General features: G+C 65.5%; 21 protein-coding genes. 11 read left to right on the top strand and 10 right to left on the bottom strand.

What is annotated here, in order from left to right; all coding sequences use genetic code 11:
- Positions 1–130: 130 nt before the first annotated feature.
- Complete coding sequence (locus HPY64_05585) at positions 131–1,867, bottom strand: hypothetical protein (protein NPV66601.1); 1,737 nt, start codon at positions 1,865–1,867, stop codon at positions 131–133.
- Between the two features lie 188 nt (positions 1,868–2,055).
- Complete coding sequence (locus HPY64_05580; GenBank protein ID NPV66600.1) at positions 2,056–2,568, bottom strand: NUDIX hydrolase; 513 nt, start codon at positions 2,566–2,568, stop codon at positions 2,056–2,058.
- Positions 2,569–2,807: 239 nt separating this feature from the next.
- On the opposite strand from HPY64_05580, the gene HPY64_05575 reads away from it, so the two are divergent.
- Both HPY64_05575 and HPY64_05570 read left to right on the top strand, forming a co-directional pair.
- Positions 2,808–4,286: a HAMP domain-containing protein gene (locus tag HPY64_05575; protein ID NPV66599.1), complete on the top strand. Its 1,479-nt coding sequence runs from the start codon at positions 2,808–2,810 to the stop codon at positions 4,284–4,286.
- Positions 4,287–4,378: 92 nt separating this feature from the next.
- Complete coding sequence (locus HPY64_05570) at positions 4,379–5,842, top strand: PDZ domain-containing protein (protein ID NPV66598.1); 1,464 nt, start codon at positions 4,379–4,381, stop codon at positions 5,840–5,842.
- A gap of 102 nt (positions 5,843–5,944) precedes the next feature.
- On the opposite strand, the gene HPY64_05565 is transcribed toward HPY64_05570, so the two are convergent.
- On the bottom strand, positions 5,945–6,160 hold the full coding sequence (locus HPY64_05565) for a hypothetical protein (GenBank protein ID NPV66597.1): 216 nt from the start codon (positions 6,158–6,160) through the stop codon (positions 5,945–5,947).
- Positions 6,161–6,179: 19 nt separating this feature from the next.
- Positions 6,180–7,259, bottom strand: a complete 1,080-nt coding sequence (locus HPY64_05560; protein NPV66596.1) for an alanine dehydrogenase — start codon at positions 7,257–7,259, stop codon at positions 6,180–6,182.
- Between the two features lie 220 nt (positions 7,260–7,479).
- Here HPY64_05560 and HPY64_05555 point away from each other — a divergent pair, with 220 nt between their 5' ends.
- From HPY64_05555 to HPY64_05540, 4 genes are all read left to right on the top strand, one after another.
- Positions 7,480–8,073 (top strand): GNAT family N-acetyltransferase, encoded by a 594-nt coding sequence (locus HPY64_05555; GenBank protein ID NPV66595.1) that lies wholly within the window; start codon positions 7,480–7,482, stop codon positions 8,071–8,073.
- Positions 8,074–8,343: 270 nt separating this feature from the next.
- Positions 8,344–10,284 (top strand): alpha-amylase, encoded by a 1,941-nt coding sequence (locus tag HPY64_05550; protein ID NPV66594.1) that lies wholly within the window; start codon positions 8,344–8,346, stop codon positions 10,282–10,284.
- A gap of 80 nt (positions 10,285–10,364) precedes the next feature.
- Positions 10,365–11,153, top strand: a complete 789-nt coding sequence (locus tag HPY64_05545; GenBank protein ID NPV66593.1) for a histidinol-phosphatase — start codon at positions 10,365–10,367, stop codon at positions 11,151–11,153.
- A gap of 20 nt (positions 11,154–11,173) precedes the next feature.
- Entirely contained in the window at positions 11,174–12,271 is a 1,098-nt protein-coding gene (locus tag HPY64_05540; GenBank protein NPV66592.1) for a hypothetical protein, read from the top strand.
- A gap of 13 nt (positions 12,272–12,284) precedes the next feature.
- On the opposite strand, the gene HPY64_05535 is transcribed toward HPY64_05540, so the two are convergent.
- The 3 genes from HPY64_05535 to HPY64_05525 form a co-directional block, all read right to left on the bottom strand.
- A complete protein-coding gene (locus tag HPY64_05535) occupies positions 12,285–12,611 on the bottom strand; it encodes a hypothetical protein (protein ID NPV66591.1) in 327 nt (108 codons plus the stop codon).
- 98 nt (positions 12,612–12,709) lie between these two features.
- Entirely contained in the window at positions 12,710–14,008 is a 1,299-nt protein-coding gene (locus HPY64_05530) for an SH3 domain-containing protein (GenBank protein NPV66590.1), read from the bottom strand.
- Positions 14,009–14,248: 240 nt separating this feature from the next.
- A complete protein-coding gene (locus tag HPY64_05525; GenBank protein ID NPV66589.1) occupies positions 14,249–14,527 on the bottom strand; it encodes a hypothetical protein in 279 nt (92 codons plus the stop codon).
- 316 nt (positions 14,528–14,843) lie between these two features.
- Here HPY64_05525 and HPY64_05520 point away from each other — a divergent pair, with 316 nt between their 5' ends.
- Both HPY64_05520 and HPY64_05515 read left to right on the top strand, forming a co-directional pair.
- Positions 14,844–15,170, top strand: a complete 327-nt coding sequence (locus tag HPY64_05520; protein NPV66588.1) for a hypothetical protein — start codon at positions 14,844–14,846, stop codon at positions 15,168–15,170.
- 12 nt (positions 15,171–15,182) lie between these two features.
- Positions 15,183–15,458, top strand: coding sequence for a hypothetical protein (locus tag HPY64_05515; protein NPV66587.1), 276 nt, complete (start codon positions 15,183–15,185; stop codon positions 15,456–15,458).
- 20 nt (positions 15,459–15,478) lie between these two features.
- Here HPY64_05515 and HPY64_05510 read toward each other — a convergent pair whose 3' ends face one another.
- A complete protein-coding gene (locus HPY64_05510) occupies positions 15,479–16,762 on the bottom strand; it encodes an MFS transporter (GenBank protein NPV66586.1) in 1,284 nt (427 codons plus the stop codon).
- A gap of 130 nt (positions 16,763–16,892) precedes the next feature.
- Here HPY64_05510 and HPY64_05505 point away from each other — a divergent pair, with 130 nt between their 5' ends.
- Positions 16,893–17,642 (top strand): hypothetical protein, encoded by a 750-nt coding sequence (locus HPY64_05505; GenBank protein NPV66585.1) that lies wholly within the window; start codon positions 16,893–16,895, stop codon positions 17,640–17,642.
- Positions 17,643–17,709: 67 nt separating this feature from the next.
- On the opposite strand, the gene HPY64_05500 is transcribed toward HPY64_05505, so the two are convergent.
- Complete coding sequence (locus HPY64_05500) at positions 17,710–18,966, bottom strand: hypothetical protein (GenBank protein NPV66584.1); 1,257 nt, start codon at positions 18,964–18,966, stop codon at positions 17,710–17,712.
- Between the two features lie 159 nt (positions 18,967–19,125).
- On the opposite strand from HPY64_05500, the gene HPY64_05495 reads away from it, so the two are divergent.
- A complete protein-coding gene (locus HPY64_05495; protein ID NPV66583.1) occupies positions 19,126–20,640 on the top strand; it encodes a polymer-forming cytoskeletal protein in 1,515 nt (504 codons plus the stop codon).
- Between the two features lie 47 nt (positions 20,641–20,687).
- On the opposite strand, the gene HPY64_05490 is transcribed toward HPY64_05495, so the two are convergent.
- Positions 20,688–20,897, bottom strand: coding sequence for a DUF951 domain-containing protein (locus HPY64_05490; protein ID NPV66582.1), 210 nt, complete (start codon positions 20,895–20,897; stop codon positions 20,688–20,690).
- Positions 20,898–21,087: 190 nt separating this feature from the next.
- Here HPY64_05490 and HPY64_05485 point away from each other — a divergent pair, with 190 nt between their 5' ends.
- Positions 21,088–21,942 carry a VOC family protein gene (locus HPY64_05485; protein ID NPV66581.1) on the top strand — a complete coding sequence of 285 codons (855 nt, stop codon included), beginning with the start codon at positions 21,088–21,090 and terminating at the stop codon, positions 21,940–21,942.
- The last annotated feature ends 75 nt before the right edge of the window (positions 21,943–22,017 follow it).

The following is a 22,017-nucleotide window of genomic DNA, read 5'->3' as shown; positions in this document are numbered from 1 at the left end:
CCGCCGCACCCGGACGGGGGCTGGCCGGACAATGGTGATTATAGCACGGGACACTCTGCCGCACGGCGCACGGCGCATGAGGCAGAACACGTCCCGGCGACGCCCGCGACGCATCGCCGGGACCAGAGCGCTAGCGCTGTGTGGTGACCACACAGCCCGTGCCGGTCAGGACGATGTTATCGATCGCGCCAACGAAGTCCCAGCCGCTGCCGCCAACGTAGATGTCCGTCAGCACGCCGGGGTTGGTCAGCACGTTCCCGAAGGCGTCCACCCACTCCGAGGGTGAAAGCACGTCCGCCTCGTAATGCCACCAGGTATTGCCCGGCACTGGAACCCAGTTGGTGGCCTTGGTCGTGCCGTCATGGGTGATCAGGAAGCCGCGTGCCCAGTCAAACTGCGACCCCTGGAAAGCAGGCATGAAGGCCAGCCTGACCATAACCGGATATTCACCATTACCGCCGTGCTCGTCTGTCCACCAGCCGCTGTTAGGCAGGGTGTGCCAGTCCACACGCACGTCAAATTCGATGTGCAGGTCGCGGCAGGTGGCCATATCGATGCCCAGCGGCTGGCGCGCCCAGAGCGCCGACCCGCTGGCCCCGCTGTTGTCCCGCGCCCAGGCCAGGTAATCGCCAAAGGTGGGGTCAATGTTGGTCTGCATCCCGCAACTCTGGCAATACTGCTCTACTGTCCAGCCTGCCATTCCGGCGCTAAAGTCGCCATTAAAGATCAGGTTGGTGACCGCGCCGCCACCGGTTGTACCACCACTGGTAGCACCGCCGCCGGTCAGCCCCTCCGCTGGAGGTGGCGGGGCGATCGGTCGCTCCAGCAGGCTCAGCGGCAGGTTCTGCATCCGGGTGTAATCATACGGCTCCGGCGGGAAGGGCGGTGAGGCGACGATGCCATCCGGGGCCAGCACCAGCCGCGTCTGCGCCCCGGCGGGGACGGTCACGCTCATCCCCAGGGCGGTGACAGTGGCCTGCCCTTCCAGCACGGCGATGGTCATTTCGCCGTTGAAGGTGGCGCTGCTCGGTTGCGCGGTCAGATAGACGGTGGAACTGAGCAGCAACTCCGCGCCGTTGAAGGTGAGCGCCACTTCCGGTGCACCGTCGGGCGTCTGTACCAGCAGGCCGTTCGGCGCCTGGGCACAGGGCGGCTCGCCCAGCCCGGTCGTCAGCACGTAAGCGCCGCCTGCCGCGCCGCCCGCTCCTTCGACAATCTGGCCGGTTGCGTCAACGACTGGCAGCGACCGGAAGTCGCTGGTGACCATCATCGTCATCACCCAGCCGCGCTGGCCGTCCGGCAACTGCACGTAGACCCACAGGTCATCGCCCAGCCGCCCCAGCGCCGTGAGGGTGGTATCGCCCAGCGGCCCGGCAAATGGCATCCCGGCCAGCGACGGCTCGTTGACCACCATCGTCCCGGCGCGTACGGCTACCTCCTGCAGGCCGCCTGCGTCGCCTGACCCGGCGACCATCGCCAGCGACGCATCCCCGAAGGCAACCACGGTTACGTTCTGGCCGGGCAGGGTGTCCGGTAGGTTAGCCTGCAGCTTGAGCAGGGCAATGCCCCATTGACCGGTAGCCGGGTCCAGCGGGTGCGTGATCAGCCGCTGGATACCAGCTACGTCAGCCAGGTCGCCCAGCGCGGCAAAACGGATCGCTGCACCCGGTTGCGGCTCTGCCGCCACCAGGGCGTGCCCGTAACAGACCTGGTTACGTCCCGTCCCGGCGCACAGCTGCCCCGCCATCATCAGCGCGGACTGGACCATCACGGGGCAGGCTGTCCCACCACCCTGGGCCAGGACATTTCCCGGCAACAGGCCGCTCACCAATAACACCAGCACGATAAAACGGATCCAGCGACGCATAGGCGCCTCCTGAATGAGACAGAATCACCTGATTTGATCCGGGCGGGTTGCCAGGAATGGGAGGGGGGAGAATGACGGGGTTAGCAGCGGGCAGTAATGAAAGGCAAGCCTGGGCATCCCGCCGGGTTCATTCTGCATTATACACTGGCTGCAATGCTGCGCAGGGACCGCAGGCGCCGCCGGGATAGTCAGCCAGCGGCACGATGGGCGTTGACCCAGGCGCTAACCAGTTCGCGCGTACTGTCGAAGGCCAGTTCTGGCAGGTCATCCGGGCTATACCAGGCCACCTCGGCGGCGTCATCCTGTGGTTGCAACGCGCCGCCGATCACCTCAGCAACGTAGACAATGATGATGCTGGCTCCGGGCCGCTGCTGGCTATAGAACACGTCCAGCAGGCCGGTCAGGCGGACTTCCAGGCCGGTCTCCTCACGCACTTCGCGGACAGCGGTCACGCGCGGGTCCTCCAGCGCGTCAACATAGCCGGCGGGTAGCGCCCATTTGCCGCGTTCTGGCTCCACCGCCCGCTTGATCAGCAGGATGCGCCCGCCCTGCTGGATGAAGACCGCCGCCGCCACTTTGGGGTCGTAAAAGTGGACATAGCTGCAGGCCGGGCAGCAGGGGCGCGACGCGCCAAAACAGTAGCGCTGCTCAAGCGCTGCGCCGCAGCGAGGACAGAACTTGACCGCAATCATATCCGCCATACGGGAGTGCCTTTGCCATACGCGGCCCGTTTACCGAGCGCCGGGCCAGCCCGCCGCCGTTAGGATACCGCCGCCCGTGAGGAAACTCAACCGGCGGGCCACCGGGCAAGGCGATGGCCATGCGGCTGATTGCCCCGTTCCGGCGGACGGCCTCACCGGTTGCTCATGTTTCTTTGTCGGCCATCCCGTATACTTAAGGGCAGAACGCATCCACGATCCGCTGTCAAGGCTGTACGTGCATGAGCATCCGTCTGCGCCTGACCCTGACCTATTCCGCCGTCCTGGTGAGCATCCTGCTGATCTTCAGCGCCACGGTGATCAGTGTCCTGCACTGGGCGCTGATCGACTCCGTCGATCGCTCGCTGGATGAAACGGTCAATGAGGTTATCCGGAGCATCGAAGGGCCAAACATTGAGCTATCACGGCGGGGGGAGCCGACGCTGGTCTTTGAACTGCCGCCAGAGCTGGATATCTTCCGCGCCTCAAACGTGTTCGTTCAGGTCTGGACTCACGACGGGCGGCTGAACAGCAGTTCCACCAACCTGGGCGGTTACAGCGCCCCGCTGGATGCTGGCGCCCTGACTACTCAGGAACAGACCCGCCGTAATGTCGTGCTCAACGGTTTTCCGTTGCGCGTGCTGACGCGCCCGCTGTTCGTCTCCGATCGCATCGTGGGCCGTATCCAGGCGGCGCAGGCGATCAGCCCGATCCTGGAGGCGCAGAGCCGGGTGACGGCAGTCATGCTGGTCGCTGGCATCTTCGCCTTCATCACGTCGCTCTTCCTGGGCAACGCCCTGATCGAGCGCGCCCTGCGTCCGATCGAGACGATCGCGGAGGCGGCATCGCAGATCGCCACTGGCGATGACCTCAGCCGGCGCATCCCCTACAGCGGGCCAATGGACGAGCTGGGCCGCCTGACGGTGGTCTTCAACGCCACGCTGGAGCGCCTGGAGCGGTTGTTTAACGCCCAGCGGCGCTTTGTGGCCGATGTCTCCCACGAGCTGCGCACGCCGCTGACGGTGATCCAGGGCAATGTGGACATCATCCGCCGTTACGGCCCGGACAACGACTCGCTGGACGCCATTGCTGGGGAGAGCAAGCGCATGGCCCGCATGGTCGGCGACCTGCTTCTGCTGGCCCAGGCCGACGCCGGAGAGTTGCCGCTGATCACCCAGAACCTGGAGCTGGATACGCTGGTGCTGGAGGTCTTTGAGCAGGCAAAGGTGCTGCGCCAGGGCGGTGCAACCGTGCAGCTGGGGCGCTTCGAGCCGGTGCGGGTGCACGCTGATCCGGACCGCCTCAAGCAGTTGTTGCTCAACCTGATCAGCAACGCTTTCAAGTACACGCCGGCGGATGGTACGATCACCCTGTCGGTCTGGCCAGATGGGCCGGAGGCGTTGATAGCGGTAGCCGACACGGGCGAAGGAATCCCGCCGGATGACCTGCCGCATATTTTCGAGCGGTTCTACCGGGTGGACAAAGCCCGCGCCCGCAAACAGGGCGGCGCCGGGCTGGGGCTGGCCATCGCCCGCTGGATCGCCGAGGCGCACGGCGGGCGGATCACGGTGCAGAGCACGCCGGGGGTAGGCACGACCTTCACCATTCACCTGCCCCGCCAGATTCCACCGCCGGAATCGCTGGCCGATCCCGGCGCGGCGCTGCGGCTGGCCCGCCAGCACAAACGTCCCGCCAGCAAAGGCGCCGATGCCGGGCGCTAGCGCCCGGCGCATCTCTGCTGGGATTGGGCCGCTACTGGAAAGAAACGCTTTCAACAGTTCTAAGGGATAGAGGATGTTTTCAGGAGGATTGTATGAGATACACACGCTGGTTAATGTGGGCGACTGCAGGGCTGCTGGCGGCGCTGATCCTGGGGCTGGCGGCTTCAGCCCCGGTCGTGGCGCAGGATAGCGCGCGGCCCTACCTGGGCATCCAGTATGAGCAGCGCGAGGACGGCGCCTTGATCATCGCCGTGATGCCGGATTCTCCGGCCAGGGCCGCCGGATTGCGGGTCAACGACCTGATCACAGCGGTGAATGGCGAATCGATCGGCGCGGACAGACCGCTGCTTGAGGCAATCCGGGCTTATGCGCCAGGCGATACCGTCACGCTGAGCATCGACCGGCGCGGCCAGAGGCTGGAGATCGCGGTGACGCTGGGCGCCTGGCCGGAGGAAACGCCCGCTGCCCCGCCTGAAACGGGCGCCCTGCCCGGCGCGGCGCCGATCCTGGCGCGGCACATCCGCGTGGCCGGGGCAACCTTCGCCGATCTGGATGAGCACTGGCTGGTCACCGAGGTGACGCCCGGCTCTCTGGCGGAAGAAGCGGGTTTGCAGGCCGGGGATATGGTCGTGACCATCGAAGGACGGCCGGTTGATAGCTATGACAGCGGTGTGCTGGCCACCCGTGCCGCACAGGGCGCTGACCTCCCGCTGACGGTGGAGCGCGGCGGCGAAACACTGGAACTGACCCTGGCGCTGGAGCCACAGACGCCGGTCGGGACGTTTGTCGCTCCTGTGACGCCCCCGGCGCGACCGGTGGTCGTGTTACCTGTGTTGCCCTTCGCCGTGCAGGGCGCGGAGCCGCGTGGCTATCTGGGGGTGATTTTTGTCACCCTGACGCCGGAAGTGCTGGACGAACTGGCCGGGCAGGAGGACCTGCCCTTTGATCTGCCGGACGTCACCGAAGGCGCGCTGATCATGGAAGTCCAGCGGGGGACGCCCGCGGCAGCAGCCGGGTTGCAGCCGGGCGATGTGATCACAGCGGTCGATGGCGACGTAGTCGATGCCGAGCGCACGCTGGCCGATCGCATCTACGCCTATGAGGAGGGTGATACGATCACGCTGGACGTGCTGCGCGGCGCTGAAACGCTCCAGCTGACCGCCACGCTGGCCGCCCGCCCGCCAGAACTGGGGTTCATGGTTGTCCCGCGTATGGAAGGCGCAGTGCCGCCTTTTGGCCTGTTTCTGGATCCGAACTTCGACCTGGATCGCTTCCTGGAGGAGCATCCGGACTTCTTTGAGCAGCTGCGCGAGGGCGGCTTTGAGCGGCTATTCCCCGGCGCGGCGCAACTATTCAACGCCCCCGACTTCGACTGGAAGGCTTTCCTGGAGGAGTATCCGGGGTTTGCGGCGCTGCTGGGCCGCCTGGCGGAGCGCTTTAGCCCGGAGGAGTTACAGGAACTGCTGCCGAACTTCCCCTGGTTCACCGAAGACGATCCGTTTCACGGCCAGATGAATCCGGCCTTTCCGGGGGATGCAGTGAACGCCCCGGCCTAACGCGGGCGGCGAGAAATGGGAAGGCCGGGTAGCCGCTGTACTGCCTGTTTCCTGCTCCCCATTCTGGGCTTTTCCCTGCCATTCGCCGGGGGCGCAGCGTTGCTAGACCGTCCCAACGCCCATGAACAGGATGCCCCCGGCGAGCAGAGCCAGGCCGACGATGACATAGACGATGCGCGTGCCTACCGGGCCGATCAGGCGCACCAGGCCGCGGATCAGCCGTCCCCGTAGCGCCCGCCGCCAGCCGAATAGCCCGGCCCACAGCGCGTAGGCGCCCCATAGCCCGATCAACAGCCCGATCAGTTGCTCCTGTGTCATCTCCCCCTCCTGCGTTGTGTCAGCGACCGCGGTCGATCAGCACCTCGCCATCCCGCAGGATCAGCCCATGCCCCAGCGCCGGGCTGTGGGCCAGTGCGGCGTCCAGCCCATGTTGAGCCAGCCGATCGATATAGGGCCAGGCGGCGTTGAGAAAGGCATGGGTCGCGGTGCGGCCAACCGCGCCCGGTACGTTGAGCACGCAGTAGTGGGTGACGTTTTCCCAGACGAAGATCGGGTTGCCGTGGCTGGTGGGGTGACTTGTCGCCACACATCCGCCCTGGTCAATACTCATATCGATGATCAGGGAGCCGGGCCGCATTGTCCGCACCATGTCCTCCGTAATCAGCACCGGCGTGCGCTGGCCGGGCACATGCACCGCCCCCAGTAACACATCGGCGAAGCGGACAACCCGCCGCAGGTTGAAGTCATAGGAGATCATGGTGGTGACGGCGCTGTGGAAGCGATCCTGCAGCCGCTGCAGGGCACGCAGGCTGTGGTCGAGCACAATCACGCGGGCGCCCAGGCCCAGGAAGGCTTCGGTGGCGTATGTACCAACCACGCCCGCCCCCAGGATGACCACATCCGCCGGGGGAACCCCCGTGATCCCGCCCAGCAGGATGCCCTTGCCGCCGGAATTATTCTGCAGGTAGTAAGCCGCGATCTGCGCGGCCATCCGCCCGCCGATCTCGCTGAGGGGCTGCATCACCGGGTGGCGGCCATCGTCTTCCCGGATCATCTCGTAGGCGATGACGGTCAGGTGTTTTTCCTGCATAGCCTGCAGCATCCGCTCGTGCATTACCGCCACCATGACCATGCATAGCAGGGTCTGCCCCTCCTTCATCACCGCGATCTCCTCCAGCGAGGGCCGTTGCACCTTGAGCAGCAGATCAGCCCGGCGGAAGGTTTCGTCGTGGTTGTAGGTGATGCGCGCCCCGGCCCGCTCGTACTCGGCGTCGGGGAAGCCGCTGCCTTCCCCGGCCCCGGTTTCGACATAGCACTGGTGTCCCTGTGCGGTGAGGATAGACACGCCGGCGGGGGTCATGCCTACGCGGTACTCGTACGGAAGTTGTTCCCTGGGAATGCCGATGACCAGACCCATGTGACGGCCTCCTGGCATGGCGGCAGGTTCGCTGATTCTGCTTTTATGATACACGTTTGGCCGGGGGAAAGGTACTGGGGAACAGGGAATAGAGCGTGGGGAAGCCAGCCGGCCAATTCCGTGGCGAAGGCGATGATGCTGCGCGACAGGCGCAGATGTGCCACAATAAGCGGCTTGATGTGCTCTGTTGCTGCCCGGGAGGATAACCTGTATGGCGATTATGCGTGTTGCGCCGGTGCGCCTGGAAGGGCGGGCGATCTGGCTGGAGCCGCTGCGCGAGGATCATGCGGCAGACCTCTTTGAGGCCGCCGCGACTCCGGACCTGTTCACCTACTTCCGTTACCACTTCAGCCCGGAGACATGGAACGTGGAAGGCTTCCGGGAGTTCATCCGCGCCACTTATCAGCGCCCGGACGCCTGCCCCTTCGCCATCCTCTACCGCGCCAGCGGTAGGGCCATCGGCCAGACCTGTTACCTGAACATTCGCCCCGCTGACTTCGCCCTGGAGATCGGCGCAACATGGATTGGCCCGGCCTATCAGGGCACCGCCGTCAACCCGGAGAGCAAGTTCCTGTTGCTGCGCCATGCCTTTGAGACTCTGGGCGCGGTGCGTGTGGAGATCAAGACGGATAGCCGCAACACGCATAGCCGGCGCGCCATTGAGAAGCTGGGGGCCAGGCAGGAAGGCATCCTGCGCAAGCATCTGATCATGCCCGATGGCTATATTCGCGATTCGGTCATCTACAGCATCCTGGACGACGAGTGGCCGGCCGTCCGGGCGCGGCTGCTGGAACGGCTGGGTTACACGCCGTAGGCGGCGCATGGGCAACGATGGCGGCGATACCCACGAGCCAGGATTGCCCGCGACCTGGCCTCCCGGCCTCTTTTTTCTTGCCGCTTGCCGCTTGCCAGCAGCCTCTTCTCTTTCCTTCCTGCCTCTTTTTCGGCCTGTCGCCGGGGAGCAGAAGCCGCGTCCCGCACCTGCAAAATTCGCCTTCTTTGTCCCCTGGAGGGTATACTTGCGATTTGTTTGAATCATCCCGGCCTTTGCGCGGGCATCTGCGTGGAAAGCTCTTGATCGCCCATGTCTGTGCTCCAGCATCTTGTTGATCGGCTGAAGCATCATCGGCAGCCTGTGTTGCTGCCGTACTATGTCCCCGGTCTGTGGATCGACGCCCGCACGCTGGCCCCGCAGGCCGTCAACCCCTACGAGTTTTACGCCCACCGTCTGGAAGACATCCTCCACGCCGCCCCAGAGCCGATTGTCCAGGGCCATGACGATGAGGGCTGGTCAGGGCAGGCGATCGTCTACAACCTGTTCCCGCGGGTGGCCGCAGCTTACGCCCATGCCGGGGACGGCCAGATTCGCCTGGGGCCGCGCCCGGATGGCTGGCGGGATACGGGTACACTGCTCAAGGCGATCGTGCTGCTGCCGTACATCCAGCGGTTGGGCTGCAACACCGTGCACTTGCTGCCGATCACGGCGGTCGGCCAGGACGGCAAAAAGGGCACGCTCGGCTCGCCCTACGCCATCCGCAACCCGTACGTGCTGGACGAAAATCTGGCTGAGCCAGCCCTGGACTTCAGCGCGGAGGAGTTATTCGCCGCGTTTGTGGAGGCGGCGCATCACCTGGGTCTGCGCGTGGTCATGGAGTTCGTGTTGCGCACGGCCTCCCGTGATGCTGACTGGGTTAAGGAGCATCCTGACTGGTTCTACTGGATCCGGGCTGACATCGCCGACCGCCCGCCGGGCAGCTTTGACGCCAGCCTGTACGGCCCGCCGCTGTTTGACAGCAACACCCTTGGCCTGATCAAGTGGAAAGTCTCGCAGGGCGATTTTCACGATCTGCCGCCCGCACCGCCAGCCCACCGCCAGATGTTCACCCCACCGCCCCGCCCGGAGCAGGTCTGGATGGACGGCGGACGTTGGTATGGGGCACTAGATGACGGCACACGGGTGCGTATCCCCGGCGCGTTTTCCGACTGGCCGCCGGATGACGGTCAACCGTCCTGGACGGATGTGACGTACCTGCGCCTGTACGATCATCCCGACTTCAACTATATGGCCTACAACACGCTGCGGATGTACGACGCCCGTCTGGCCACGCCCGCCCACGCCAACCGGCCGCTGTGGGATGCCATCGCGGGGGTGATTCCGTACTACCAGCGGCGTTTTAGCATCGACGGCGTGATGCTGGATATGGGCCACGCCCTGCCCATGCCGCTCAAGCGCCGCATTGTGGAGGAGGCTCACCGCTTCAATCCGGAGTTTGCCTTCTGGGAGGAGAACTTTGCCATCGATGACGCCAGCCGTCGGGAAGGCTACGACGCCGTGGTGGGCTACATGCTCTTTGCCCTGCACGACCCGGAAGCCCTGCGCCACTTCATCGAACGCTGGGCGCGGGAGCCAGTGCCGATCCCGTTCTTTGCCACGGCGGAGAATCACAACACCCCCCGCGCGGCGGATTCCACCCCCAACGGCCATATTTTCAGTTACTACACCCTGCCGCTGTGCATCGCCATGCCCGGCATCCCGGTTATTCATAACGGCTTTGAACTGGGGGAAAAGCAGCCGATCAACACTGGCCTGAACTTCCGGGCGGAGGCGCTGGCCCGCTACCCGGCGGAGAAGTTACCGCTCTTCAGCGCGTATGCTTTTGACTGGACTCGCCCCGATAACCTGATCGAAGGCGTGCGCTACGCGCTGGAACTGCGCCAGCGTTACGCTGACTTGCTGACCCTCAACGATCCGCGCAGCTGGTACGTGGGCATGTCCAACAACCCGCACATCCTGGTTTTTACCCGGCGGCAGGGTGACCTTTCCCTGACCTTTATCGCCAACACCGACCAGCGCCATCACCAGAGCGGGCGCGCATTGCTGAGCGGGCAGTGGTACCGCACCCAGGGCGTGTGGGGTTCGCCGGACATCATCCAGGTACATAATGGTTTGGCGCTGAGCGTGGACCTTTCGCCCGGCTACGTGTTGATCCTGGAAGGCGAAGACCTGCCCCTCAACGGTCACTAAACCGGGCGATCTGTTGGCTTTCTCCCACTTCCGGCGCATGATCCAGAACAGGCAAGATCGATCGGCCAAGGAGAATACCCATGCACGATTTTGTGGCGCTGGCTGAACGGCTGGCGCAGATCAGCGGCGCGATCATCCTGCGCTACTTCCGATCGGGCGTGGCAGTGGATGACAAGGCTGATGGCTCGCCGGTCACTGCCGCCGACCGCGAGGCCGAGGCAGCCATGCGGGCGGCCATCACCGCCGCCTTCCCGGAGCATGGCATTATTGGCGAAGAATACGGCCACGAGCACCCGGACGCCGAGTACGTCTGGACGCTTGACCCGATCGACGGCACCAAGAGCTTCGTTACCGGCAGCTTCCTGTTCTCGACGCTGATCGGTCTGCTGCGGCACGAGCAGCCAGTACTCGGCGTCCTGCACCATCCGCTGACCGGTCACCTGCTGATCGGCGACGGGCGGCAGGCGCTCCTCAACGGGCAGCCCGTGCGTGTCCGCCCCTGCGCCCGGCTGGAGGATGCGGTGCTGCTCGCTTCCAGCCATACCAGCGTTGCCCATTACCAGGATGGGGCGGCTTACGACGCTCTGACCCGCCGCGTGCGCTTCTACCGCACCTGGGGCGACGGGCATGGTTACTTCCTGCTGGCGACCGGTTACGCTGACATCATGGCTGACCCGATCATGTGGCTGTGGGATGTGGCGCCGCTGATCCCGATCGTGGAAGGCGCGGGTGGGCGCATCACGAACTGGCGGGGCGGGCCGGTCTTTGAGTCGGTGGAGCGGGTGCTGGCCACCGGGACAAGCGCCATCGCTACAGCAGGCGGCCTGCATGAGGCTGTGATCGCCGCGCTGAACCCGCCGGCCGGGTGATTTGCGAAACAGGGGAAAGCATGTCCGAACGGGATTGGCGGGCTGTATTCGCGGCCTGCACGCGCTTTACCACCGGCCACTATCCACAGCCGCCGCGCCGGGCGCTGGAGGCGCTGGCCGCCTTCACCCCGGAAGACAGCCAGGAAGATGTCTACGGGGAAGGCGCGCTGATCGAGCGCTTTGAGGCGGAGGTCGCCGCGCTGCTTGGCAAGCCCGCCGCCGTCTTCATGCCCTCCGGCACGATGGCTCAGCAGATCGCCCTGCGCATCTGGGCCGACCGGACGGGCAACGCCAGTTTCGCCTGCCATCCTACCTGTCATCTGGAGGCTCATGAGGACTGGGCTTACCGGCTGTTGCACGGGCTGCATGCCGAGCTGGTCGGTGACCGCTACCGGCTACTGACGCTGGACGATCTCAAGAAGCTCAAAACGCCGGTCGGGGCGCTGCTGCTGGAATTGCCACAGCGCACCATCGGCGGCGTCCTGCCGGGCTGGGATGAACTGGTGGCTATGACCGGCTGGGCCAGGGAACAGGGCATCATCCTGCACATGGATGGCGCACGGCTGTGGGAGTGCCGCCCGTTCTACGGACGGGATTACGCGGCCATCGCCGGGCTATTCGACACAGTGTATGTGTCCTTCTACAAGCTGCTGGGCGGGCTGACCGGTGCGGCGCTGGCCGGGCCACAGGACGTGATCGACGAGGCGCGGGTCTGGCAGCACCGGCATGGCGGGCGGTTGCTCCATCTGTACCCTTACGTACTCTCCGCCCAGCAGGGCATGGCTGCCCATCTGGGGCAGGTTGAGGCGTACTGTGCCAAAGCGGCCGAGGTAGCGGCGGCGCTGGCAGCGCTCGATGGGATCGAGCTAACACCCAAGCCGCCGCACACCAACATGTTCCATCTGTTCCTGCGCGGGGACCTGGCGCGGCTGAATGTCGCCGCTCTGGATATCGCCGCTGAGACTGGTGTCTGGCTGTTGCGCGGGCCAGCCCTGCGACCTTCCCAGATTCCGGTCTATCAGATGATGGAGTTTGTGGCCGGGCAGGCCACGTTGGACATCCCAACGACGGAGATCGCAGCACTGTACGCCGAGCTGTTACGCCGGGCGCAGGCCTGAGGCAACCAGTGGCCTACGCCTCGTCTTCCGGAGGCAGGTCGATTATCTCTTCGTCATCGCCGGCGGCAAGCAGATCGTCGGTAGGCGCCACGAGGTCGGCTTCCAGCAGGGCCAGCGCTTCCTCGTAATAGGGTTCCGGCGTCAGAATCTCGATCGTGCCCAGCGGGCCGACATTCATCGGCAGGGCCAGCCCGGCTGACTCGCGGTAGGTCAGCGTCGGGATGCTGGCGGTCTCCAACACCCCGGCCAGGATGGCGGCCTCGGCCTCTCCCATGGCGACGGCGACGCGGTACCATAACCGGCCGTCCGGCCCCTGGCGCTTGACAACCTCATCCGGCATGGGGTGCCTCCCTGCTGCGTATGGTGCGGTTATCTTCAGTATAGCATGGCCGGGGGTAAATGTGCCTTGCCATCGGGACGCTACCTGCCTCTGGCTTCTCAGCGGTTGAACAGGAGTCCGGGGTCCAGCAGCCCGCGGCTCAGCCGCGCCCAGCTGGTCTCATTGACGTTGGTCGAGGCCCGGATCTCCAGGTGAACATGCGGGGCTTCAGAATTACCGGAATTACCGCACGTCCCGATGATCTGGCGGGGGCTAAGGGCTGCGCCTTGCGCCACCGCCCGATCCCGCAGGTGGGCGTACATGACGAAGATCGCCGCGCCCGGCAGCCCCGCCGCCGCCAGCGCTGACCGGGTGTGGGCGGGCAGTAGATCGTGGGTGTAGCGCACCACGATGTAGTGGCCGTAGCCAAAGCCCCAGCCGGGGTCGCCGAACACGCGGGGGTCGCCCAGCTTCAGCCCGTGATCGCGGACGCTGGGTTTTTCCGGCGTGGCGTTGCTGGCGTTGAAGGCGATGATCACCCGTCCGCCATGCGGCCCGGCCAGCACTGGCTCGCCGACCTGCGCGCCCAGGTCCCAGCCATTGTGAGCGGGCAGGGGACCTTCGTAACCGCGTACCCACCAGTAATTGGGCGGGGTCAGCGGGGCGGGGTACAGATCCGCCGCCGGCAGCAGGCCGGACGTGGCGCAATCCGCCCCCTGAAAACTGAGCAAATCCTCGCGCACCCAGCCTTCCTGTTCCGGCAAGGGCACCTGCACCCAGCGCAATGGGCCGCCGGTTTCGTCCGGGCGGATATCCAGAATCTCCAGTCGTGCCCCGCGCGGAACGGTGGTCACGATGCCGTAGCGGGTCGACGGCCCCGAACGCACATTGATCGATTCGCGCCCGCCGATCACGATGCCCACACAGCCGTCAGCGGGCACTTCCGCTGTTGGCGGTGGGCCGTCCGGCGTTGTGCCCGGTTCAGCTGGCTCGCCGGGATCAGCTGGCACAGCGGTTTCGACGGATCCAGCTGGAATCCACAGCGGGGCAGCCGGTTCGACCGGCGCAGCGGTCGGGCGTTTGCTGGCGTCGCGCACCAGGCTGAAGGCGAAAGTGCGCATGGCCAGGACAGGATAGCCACAGGCGGTGTGATCGCCGGGGGCCAGGTCCAGCAGGTCGTCGCGCGCCCAGCCTTCGCTGCCATCGGGCAGGCGCAGCTTGAGCCACTGGTAGACTTTGCCCTGAAAACCATTCCCGGCGTCATCTGGCAACGCATCCAGGATGGCGGCGCTTACGCCAACGGGGGCTTTGAACAGCAGCGCGTAGCCGGTGCCGGGGCCGGAGCGGATGTTGATCTCGGTGATGTCGGGCCGGTCGGGCAGACCGCGGATAATTGCCTGGCTGGGTGTGGTAGGCATGAGGCGCTCCTTTATGCTTCAGTGTGCAGCCATCATACACCTTTTGACGCTGGCCGGAAAGCCGGGGAGCAGACAAGGGCATGAAAGAGGCAGGAACCAGCTGGTAAGCTGGGAGGTCAGGAGGCCAGCGGTCGGGCAAGTGAAGCGCCAGCGACCCGTGCTTTGCAGCCGCTGTTTCCCTGTCTCCAGATGCAACCGGCCCGCCGTGGGAGGCGGGCCGGTTAGGCGCTGGCAGGGCGTTCACTCAAAGGAGAGCTCGGCAATGACCGGGAGGTCATCAACCGGCGTATCCTTATAACGCATGCCGACATTGACCAGCATCACCGGGAAGCCCTCAGGGGCGATCGGGTATTTGCAGCCGGAATCGGGGCAGATCAGCCACCAGTCTCCGTTAGGACGCTGGATCAACTCCAGGCGACCGGGGTCGTCGCCTTTGTCCTTATAGTGTACGGCCACCGGGCAGCGCAGGATGGCCAGGTGCTCGCTATCGATCGGCGGCGTCGCCGTGGACTCGGTCATCAATCAGAAACCTCACTGTTGGCAGGTCATATCAGGCTGAGTATGCCACCGCTGCCGGGGATCGTCAAGCCGGTTGCTGGCAGCCTGCCCCCTGGCCTCGCTCCAGCGCAAAATGGAGAGGGGGGGGGGAAAAGAGCCGGGAGGCCGCCCGCTGCCCACCCTTTCCTTCCGTCCGTCTGCGCAGGGCGCGGCCTGATCGCTGGCAGCCTCTGCCTGCGCTCGAACTGGTCAGATTGGGGCGACACCGCGCCGGAATACGGTACAATACGGGCAGGGAAAACTTCGTTCACACGGCTCGACACAAGGAGAGCTGCTCATGAAACTTGTCATTGCCATTGTTCAGGACCTGGATGCCGATGCCGTGGTCGAGGCGATTACCGAGGCTGGCTACCGGGTCACCCGTGTGGCGACCACCGGCGGATTCTTCCGCCAGGGCAACACAACCCTGTTTTGCGGCGTTCAGGACGATCAGGTGCCGCACCTGATCAATCTCCTGCGCAGTACCTGCAAGCGCCGTACCCGGATGATGCCCATTGCGCCACATTCCGCTGAGCATCCAATGACGGTTGGCGCGTATGTCGAAGTTACCGTCGGCGGGGCGACCGTTTTTGTGCTGGACGTAAAACACTTTGAGCAAATCTAAGAGAGCGCAGCCATGGCCGAAAAATTCATTATCGCCATTGTTGGAGCGGCTAACAGCGAAAACGTGATGAACGCCCTGGTGGCCAATCACTATGCGGTCACACGCATTGCCAGCACCGGCGGTTTTCTGCGGCGGGGCGGGCAGACTACCCTGCTGATCGGGGTAGATGAGTCAGCCGTCAACAGCGCGCTGGATTTGATCCGCGCCTCCTGCCAGAACGAGCCGCCAGCGGACGAGCACCGGGCCACGCTGTTCGTGCTGGATACGGTCCACTTTGAGCAGATCTAGGGCGCCTTTGACCGCACGGCTCAGGCAGATTCCGCCTGCGCCGGCTCCCGCACCAGCGCCAGGAACAGGATCATCCCCGCCGCCCGGAAGATGGTCGAGAGCGAGAACACGGGGAGAAAACCTGTCGCATCCAGCAGCCAGCCGCCAATCATTGGCCCGATCGAGCCGATCAGGGCAGCGATGGTTGTATGCAGGGCCAGGTAGCGTGGGCGGTGGTTCTCCGGCGTGATCGCCAGCAGCAGGTTGAACGACCCCAGGTTGTAACCCGTCCAGGCCACTGAAGCATAGAACTGCACCAGCGCGCCCTGCCAGGGTTCGGTCACGCCCAGCCATAGCACCGGGATAATCGGCATCGCCACGGTAAACCGCATGATCCAGGTGATGCCGAAGCGATCCTGCCAGCGCCCAAAGACATACATGCTGATCATCGTGGCGAACACGCCTACTGTGTTCAGTACGCTGATTGTCGCCACATCAAAATGGGCCGCTTCAACCATGTAGACCTGAATGAATGGCCCGCCGAGCATCACGCCGAAGTTCAGCACAGTGTGGGCCAGGACAAAGTGCCGGTAGTTGTGGTAGGCGCGCATCCCGCGCAGGGTCTCCCGAAGGCCAAAGCGCTCCCCACTGCTTGCCACCGGCGTATGGCGGTGTTCCGGCAGGCCGCGGAAGAAATATAGCGCCCCCAGCCCGAAGATAAAGCCCAGGATAAAGACGGCCTGATACCCCAGCGGTTCCCCGATGGTCTTGATGAACAACCCGGCAGCCGGCACGATCGCGATTTTGCTCAGTTGCATCAGGATGTTGCGGGAAGCGAAGTATTGCCCGCGGATCGCTGCCGGCACGATCTCAGCAACCAGCGACGACCAGGCGCTACCCAGCAACGTCCCGAAGATCGAGACGGCCACCCAGCCCGCCAGGACCATTCCCAGCGCCGCGCTGGGCGGCAGCAGCCAGACGGCCAGCCCCATCAGCAGCCACATGCTCTGCTTGAGGAATTGCCCGGTCAGGGCTACCCACTTGTAGCGCCCGCTGCGTTCAGCCAGGATCGCGCCGGGCAGGGAAAGTATCGCCCCGCTGAGCTGCGACAGCGTATTGACCAGGCCGATCTGGGAGCTGTTGGCGCCTAGACTCAAGGCATACAGGGTATAGTACGGATCGGTCAGGGCCAGGCCGATCGAACTGAACAGCCCTTCCAGCCAGAAACGCCGCAGCCCTTCCTGCCGTTCTTCCGGCAGGTTCGCTACGCGGGGGTATCCCAGCGGACGCGCCAGAGGCGCCGGTACGGGTAATCTTTCGACCACGATTTCGCCTTTCGCCTGTCAGTTTGCGGGCTGTGCGGTTACGTTTTCCCGCCAGCCCTGGGGTACAATTATCCGGCAGGGAGGGGGGTGCTGGCAAGCCCTGCCTCCGACAGTCCACAGGATACCGCCTATGCCTTCAGATAATCAGTCTTCGCCTGGCAGGCTCTCCGATCAGGCCCGCATTGCACTGGCGGTGATCGGTTTCGGCGTGCTGATGCTGCTACTGGCCCTGCTGGGCGGCGGCAACGCCGTGCCCGCCGCGCTGCATATTGAGGCGACCAATGCCGCCCAGACGGTGGTCGCGGCAGCGGCGCTTTCTTCGCCCGCGCCGCTGGGCTGGGAGTTTCATGGCCTGGGGCGGCGCAAGGCGGCGCATGACCTGATCTTCTTCAACGGCACGCTATACGTTGCTGCGGATAGCGGGCTACTGATCCTCAGCGCGGATGGCGCATATAACCCGGCGCCGGGCTTCCCGGCGGGGGCCATCCCGGTCCGCTTGTGGGCTAGCGACGACAATCTGCGGGCCGGGCTGGCCGACGGCCAGATCACGAACTTCGACGGCCAGACCTGGAGCGCCCCCGTCCCGGTGGCCTTCATCTTTCCGCCGTTTGTTCAGCTTCCTGAGGGCTTTGACTCTGGCCGCCTGGCTGCCCTGGAAGGCACATGTGAGATACGCGGCTTGCTGGCCGCTGCGGACGGCGTGCTGTGGGTCGCCTGCGCCGATTCGGTCATCCGCCTGCACGGGGATGATCTGCGGCGCTATACCGGCCTGGATGGCCTGCCCGGCGCGCCAACTGGCGCGATCCGCCAGGGGCCGGATGGACGCCTGTGGTTCGCGCTGGAAAACGGCGTCGCTGCCCTGAGCCTCCCTGTGGACTGAGCTTAAAGCTGGCCTGCCAGCACACTCTGCAGCGCGGGAAGGGCGCCTGAGGCCGCCTGAAGCAGGGCTAGAACGGCGCAACGACCCGGGCGTGGGTCAGGCGTTCCAGCAGGGTATGGCGCATCGCGCTCGGCTCCGGCGGCAGCGCGGAGACCACCACCTCGCCGGCGCGGGTGACACGCCCATCCGGGTGCGCGTAACCCCACAAGTCATGGATGGCGAAGGGCACGCCGTCGATCACCCCCAGGTAAAGCATGACATGGCCGGGCAGGAACAACAGCGCGCCCGGCGGTACGTCTTCCTGCAGGCGGCGCAACCGGGCATCATTCGGCTCATCTGGCTGGAAGCTCGCTACGCAGCGGCCCACCCGCGCCTGTTGCCCGCTGTTGCGCGGCAGGCGTACACCGACTGTGGCCCACACATCCTGCACCAGCCCGGAGCAATCCCGTCCGGCCCGGCCCAGCCGTAGCCCGCCCCAGGCGTACGGCTCCCCCAGCAGGGCGAACGCCCGCCCGATGATCGAGCGCAGCGTCGGCGGCAACAGGCCGGTATGCCAGTCCGGATCAGCAGCGGCCACGAATCCCTCGGTCAGGGTCAGTTGCTTGGCGGCGTTCACGGTGGGGAGTTGCACGCGGCGCAGGGCATCCTCCCCGGCCAGCAACGGCAGGCGCGTGCCCATGCGGGCGGAGACCTGCGGCCCTTCGCCGGGGACGGCCACATCCGCCCAGGGCGCGACGGCCAGCAGGAATGGCTCCGCGCCGACGAAGCAGGCGACAGCGGCGCGATCGGCCAGCGCCAGGTCACGTGTCCGCACCCAGCCCCAGTAACCCGGCGTCAGGGTGAAGGCCCACGCGCCATCGCGAGTCGTGTGCAGGATGGCAGCCGGCCAGCCAACATCGATCAGCGTCTCCTGTAGGCGGTCAAAAGGCAGCTCATCGGGCGTCTTGAGGGCGACGCGGTCGGTGGGCAGGGTGCGCACGGGCGTCCGGCGCAGGGCCAGGGCAAAGCGCACCGGGGCCGGGTCCGGCAGGGCGTCAAGCGCCATCGCTGCTTGCAGACCAGCCCAGAAGTCTGCGCTCAGCGGCGCGCCATTGACGCCGAAGCGGGCGCTATCCGGCGCGTCCGGGATGTGGGCACGCACCTCAGCGGCGGGTAGAGCGTCCGGCAGCGCCAGAACATCCGGGATGCCGATGACCTCCCGTACATGGGCGTTAAAGGCGGGGATGGCGGCGGGCTGTAGCAGGGGGGCATCAGGATCGCCCACCCGCGCCAGCCAGAAATCGGGCAGCAGCATCTCAGGACGGACATCTGGCAGCAGGTGCACGGGGAAAACTCCTTCCGGTCCCGGCGGGAATGTGCTTCTACTATACCCCGTCCGGCAGGCGGCTGCTCCCGTTTCCAGCGGGCGGGCGTGGTACAATAAGCCTGCCGCATTGCAGTTGCTGCAGCGGTTGTCTGTGTGGAGTGACCGGAGGATACGACAATGCGCCGCCATGGCTGGTATGTGATTCTGGCGGTTCTGGGGAGCCTGCTGCTGGTGGCGCTGAACACAGCCAGCGCCGCTGAAGGGCTGCAGGGTGACCAGTGCGTGATCGCCGCGGATGAGGTCATCGAGTCCGATCTGTACATTGCCTGCAACACGCTGACCATCGAGGGCACGATTCAGGGCGATCTGATCGGGGGGGCATGGTCCACGGTGATCGCGCCGCGGGGCCTGGTTGCGGGTGACATCTGGCTGCTGGGCGGGCAACTGCGTATCGAGGGCACGGTGGAGGATGACATCCGCTTTGGCGGGGTAGACCTGGACCTGACCGGCAACGCCCGGCTCAGCCCTGGCTCCGACATCGCCGCCGCCGCTCTGAACGTCGAAATCTGGGATGGCGCAAGCGTGCCCGGTGACCTGCTGGTGTTCGGCTACCAGACGGTGGTGCGCGGCGGCGTTGAGGGGGATGTCAGCTTTAATGGCTCGGCGCTGATCATCGGCGGGCGGGTAGCCGGAGATGTCTATGCCCGCGTGGGCAGCGGCGAATCATCGCCAACGTTCATCCCCTTTCCCTTCCCGTTCACAGTATCGTTCCAGACTCCGGGGCTGGCCGTGCGCCCGGAGGGCATCATCGGCGGGAACCTGACCTATAGCGGGGCGCGGCCCGGCAACATCAACGGCCAGATTGGTGGCACGATCGCGTTTACGCTCGACCAGCCGCGCCCGGACATCACCCAGCCTGTGCCGGAAGAGACGGTGCAGCCCGGCGAACTGGTGATGCGCTACCTGAACGCCGCCCTGACCGACGTGTTGACTCTGCTGGCGGCGGGCGTGCTGGTGATGATCGCCGCGCCGGCCTGGGTCCGCGAACCGGCCCGGCTCATCCCGCGCCAGCTGGCGCCCAGCTTTGGCTGGGGGCTGATTCTAGCGCTGCTGGCAGTGCCGGTTGGCCTGCTGGTGCTGTTGATCAGCGTCCTGATCGTCGTGCTGCTATCGGTGACGACTCTGGGCGGCTTCACGGCCATGGCCCTGTTGCTGATGCTGATCGTCAATACGCTGACGGTCGGGGGCTTCTCGTTCGTGATTCTGTTTGTGGCGCGGCTGGTTTTTGTCTACCTGTTTGGCAGCCGGCTGGCTCGCCGTCTGACCGGGATGGACGACCGGCTGGCCTATAATCTGCTCGCCCTGGTGTTTGGGGCGGCGCTCTATGCGCTGCTGGCCAATGTGCCACTGCCGGTGATCGGGCTGATCATCAACGCGGTGGCGATTTTCACCGGGCTGGGGGCGCTGGCTCTGCACGCCCGCCAGCTATACCAGCGGGCTTTCCGCCCTTACATGCCGCCACCGCGCCCGGTGTCCATCCCTTCCACCGCACTGGAGGCGCTGGAAGCCCTGCGCGGCGAGGCGCCCCCGCCGCCGCCTGACAGCGACGAACACCCTGCGCCCGGCATGGCTAACTTGCCGGCGGGCTTCAACTGGTGGCGCAGCCAGTGGGAGGACGAGGACCAGCTCTAGCCCGTTACTGGCCGGGAACGCTCAACCCGGCGCAGGCGGCTTCCCGGTTAGTCTTTGGTTGTCTCCCCCGGTGAAGGCGGGCGGATTGTCCTGGCGGCGCGCTCAAAGGCGCGGCGGGTCAGCAGGACACGCCGCCCGCAGCGCAGGCATTTCAGCCCGATATCCGCGCCAATGCGGTAGACCTCCCATGCCGTGCTGCCGCAGGGGTGAGCCTTGCGTGTGGTGACAAGGTCGCCAATGTGCACTTCGCGGGGCATCCGCCGTCCCTCCGATTTCGGGTCGCTACCGCTCATTATACCCTTCGACTGGCGGCGCTTACTCCTTTCCGCCCGGCAACCGTGCCACTGACAACGCCCGCCTGCACCCCCTGTGCGCCACCTGTGGACAGCCGGGCCTCCTGGCGTTAAGCTTATGTCAGACAAATCTAGTCCAAAAAGGATTCTATCAATGGATGCAGAAGACCCTCTGCACGGCCTGAGGCTTGGCCCGGTGCATCTGATGGTGGCCGATCTGGAGCGCCAGGTGCACTTTTACGAAACGGTGATCGGCCTGCGCCTGCGCGACCGCGCCGGGGATACAGCCTTTCTTGGTGCTGGTGGGCCAGATCTGCTGATCCTGACCGGAGGCGCTGCGGCACCGCGCCCCCGGCGAGCGACCGGCCTGTACCACTTCGCCATCCTTGTGCCTGACCGGCAGGCCCTGGCCCGGACGTTGCTCCATCTGGAACAGGTCGGCGCTCCGCTGCATGGCTTCGCCGACCACGATGTCAGCGAAGCGATCTACCTGCCCGACGCGGAAGGCAATGGGATCGAAATCTATTGTGACCGCCCGCGCAGCGCCTGGCAGTACCCCGGCGGAAAGCTGCAGATGGGCACCGCCTTGCTGGATGTCGAGGGATTGTTGCGGCTGGCCCGGGAACAGTCAGTTGCCTGGGACGGTCTGCCGGAGCGTACGACCGTCGGCCACCTTCATCTCCATGTGGCCGATCTCCTCGCCACAGAAGCTTTCTACCGCGATGTGCTCGGCTTTGAGGTGACGGCCCGCCTGCCCGGCGCCGTCTTCCTGGCTGCCGATGGCTACCATCATCACGTGGGGGTCAATACCTGGAACGGCCCCGGTGCGCCGCCTCCGCCGCCGGGAGCGCCCGGCCTGCGCTGGTTCACCCTGCGCCTGCCGGATGCGCCGACGCTGGCGAAAGTGCGCGCCCGTCTGGATGCGGCGGGCATCCCGCAGGCGGCGCAGGACGGCGGATGGCTGGCCTGCGATCCATCCGGCAACGGCCTGCTGCTCACGGTAGCTTAGAGCGGCGAGCGTGACACCGGCCCAAAGCGGCGTATAATCGGCGGCTGTTCCTTCCCTCTTTTCCCGCCATAAGGA

The organism is Anaerolineae bacterium, from assembly GCA_013178165.1.
Classification (GTDB): Bacteria; Chloroflexota; Anaerolineae; order Aggregatilineales; family Ch27; genus Ch27.
The sequence above is the reverse complement of the archived record's forward strand: the minus strand, read 5'-3'. Positions and strand labels throughout refer to the sequence as shown.

What these genes read in the sequence shown, in the direction of transcription:
- HPY64_05585 (NPV66601.1), bottom strand. Translation starts at nt 1,867, where the DNA reads ATGCGTCGCTGGATCCGTTTTATCGTGCTGGTGTTATTGGTGAGCGGC.
- HPY64_05580 (NPV66600.1), bottom strand. Translation starts at nt 2,568, where the DNA reads ATGGCGGATATGATTGCGGTCAAGTTCTGTCCTCGCTGCGGCGCAGCG.
- HPY64_05575 (NPV66599.1), top strand. Translation starts at nt 2,808, where the DNA reads ATGAGCATCCGTCTGCGCCTGACCCTGACCTATTCCGCCGTCCTGGTG.
- HPY64_05570 (NPV66598.1), top strand. Translation starts at nt 4,379, where the DNA reads ATGAGATACACACGCTGGTTAATGTGGGCGACTGCAGGGCTGCTGGCG.
- HPY64_05565 (NPV66597.1), bottom strand. Translation starts at nt 6,160, where the DNA reads ATGACACAGGAGCAACTGATCGGGCTGTTGATCGGGCTATGGGGCGCC.
- HPY64_05560 (NPV66596.1), bottom strand. Translation starts at nt 7,259, where the DNA reads ATGGGTCTGGTCATCGGCATTCCCAGGGAACAACTTCCGTACGAGTAC.
- HPY64_05555 (NPV66595.1), top strand. Translation starts at nt 7,480, where the DNA reads ATGCGTGTTGCGCCGGTGCGCCTGGAAGGGCGGGCGATCTGGCTGGAG.
- HPY64_05550 (NPV66594.1), top strand. Translation starts at nt 8,344, where the DNA reads ATGTCTGTGCTCCAGCATCTTGTTGATCGGCTGAAGCATCATCGGCAG.
- HPY64_05545 (NPV66593.1), top strand. Translation starts at nt 10,365, where the DNA reads ATGCACGATTTTGTGGCGCTGGCTGAACGGCTGGCGCAGATCAGCGGC.
- HPY64_05540 (NPV66592.1), top strand. Translation starts at nt 11,174, where the DNA reads ATGTCCGAACGGGATTGGCGGGCTGTATTCGCGGCCTGCACGCGCTTT.
- HPY64_05535 (NPV66591.1), bottom strand. Translation starts at nt 12,611, where the DNA reads ATGCCGGATGAGGTTGTCAAGCGCCAGGGGCCGGACGGCCGGTTATGG.
- HPY64_05530 (NPV66590.1), bottom strand. Translation starts at nt 14,008, where the DNA reads ATGCCTACCACACCCAGCCAGGCAATTATCCGCGGTCTGCCCGACCGG.
- HPY64_05525 (NPV66589.1), bottom strand. Translation starts at nt 14,527, where the DNA reads ATGACCGAGTCCACGGCGACGCCGCCGATCGATAGCGAGCACCTGGCC.
- HPY64_05520 (NPV66588.1), top strand. Translation starts at nt 14,844, where the DNA reads ATGAAACTTGTCATTGCCATTGTTCAGGACCTGGATGCCGATGCCGTG.
- HPY64_05515 (NPV66587.1), top strand. Translation starts at nt 15,183, where the DNA reads ATGGCCGAAAAATTCATTATCGCCATTGTTGGAGCGGCTAACAGCGAA.
- HPY64_05505 (NPV66585.1), top strand. Translation starts at nt 16,893, where the DNA reads ATGCCTTCAGATAATCAGTCTTCGCCTGGCAGGCTCTCCGATCAGGCC.
- HPY64_05495 (NPV66583.1), top strand. Translation starts at nt 19,126, where the DNA reads ATGCGCCGCCATGGCTGGTATGTGATTCTGGCGGTTCTGGGGAGCCTG.
- HPY64_05490 (NPV66582.1), bottom strand. Translation starts at nt 20,897, where the DNA reads ATGCCCCGCGAAGTGCACATTGGCGACCTTGTCACCACACGCAAGGCT.
- HPY64_05485 (NPV66581.1), top strand. Translation starts at nt 21,088, where the DNA reads ATGGATGCAGAAGACCCTCTGCACGGCCTGAGGCTTGGCCCGGTGCAT.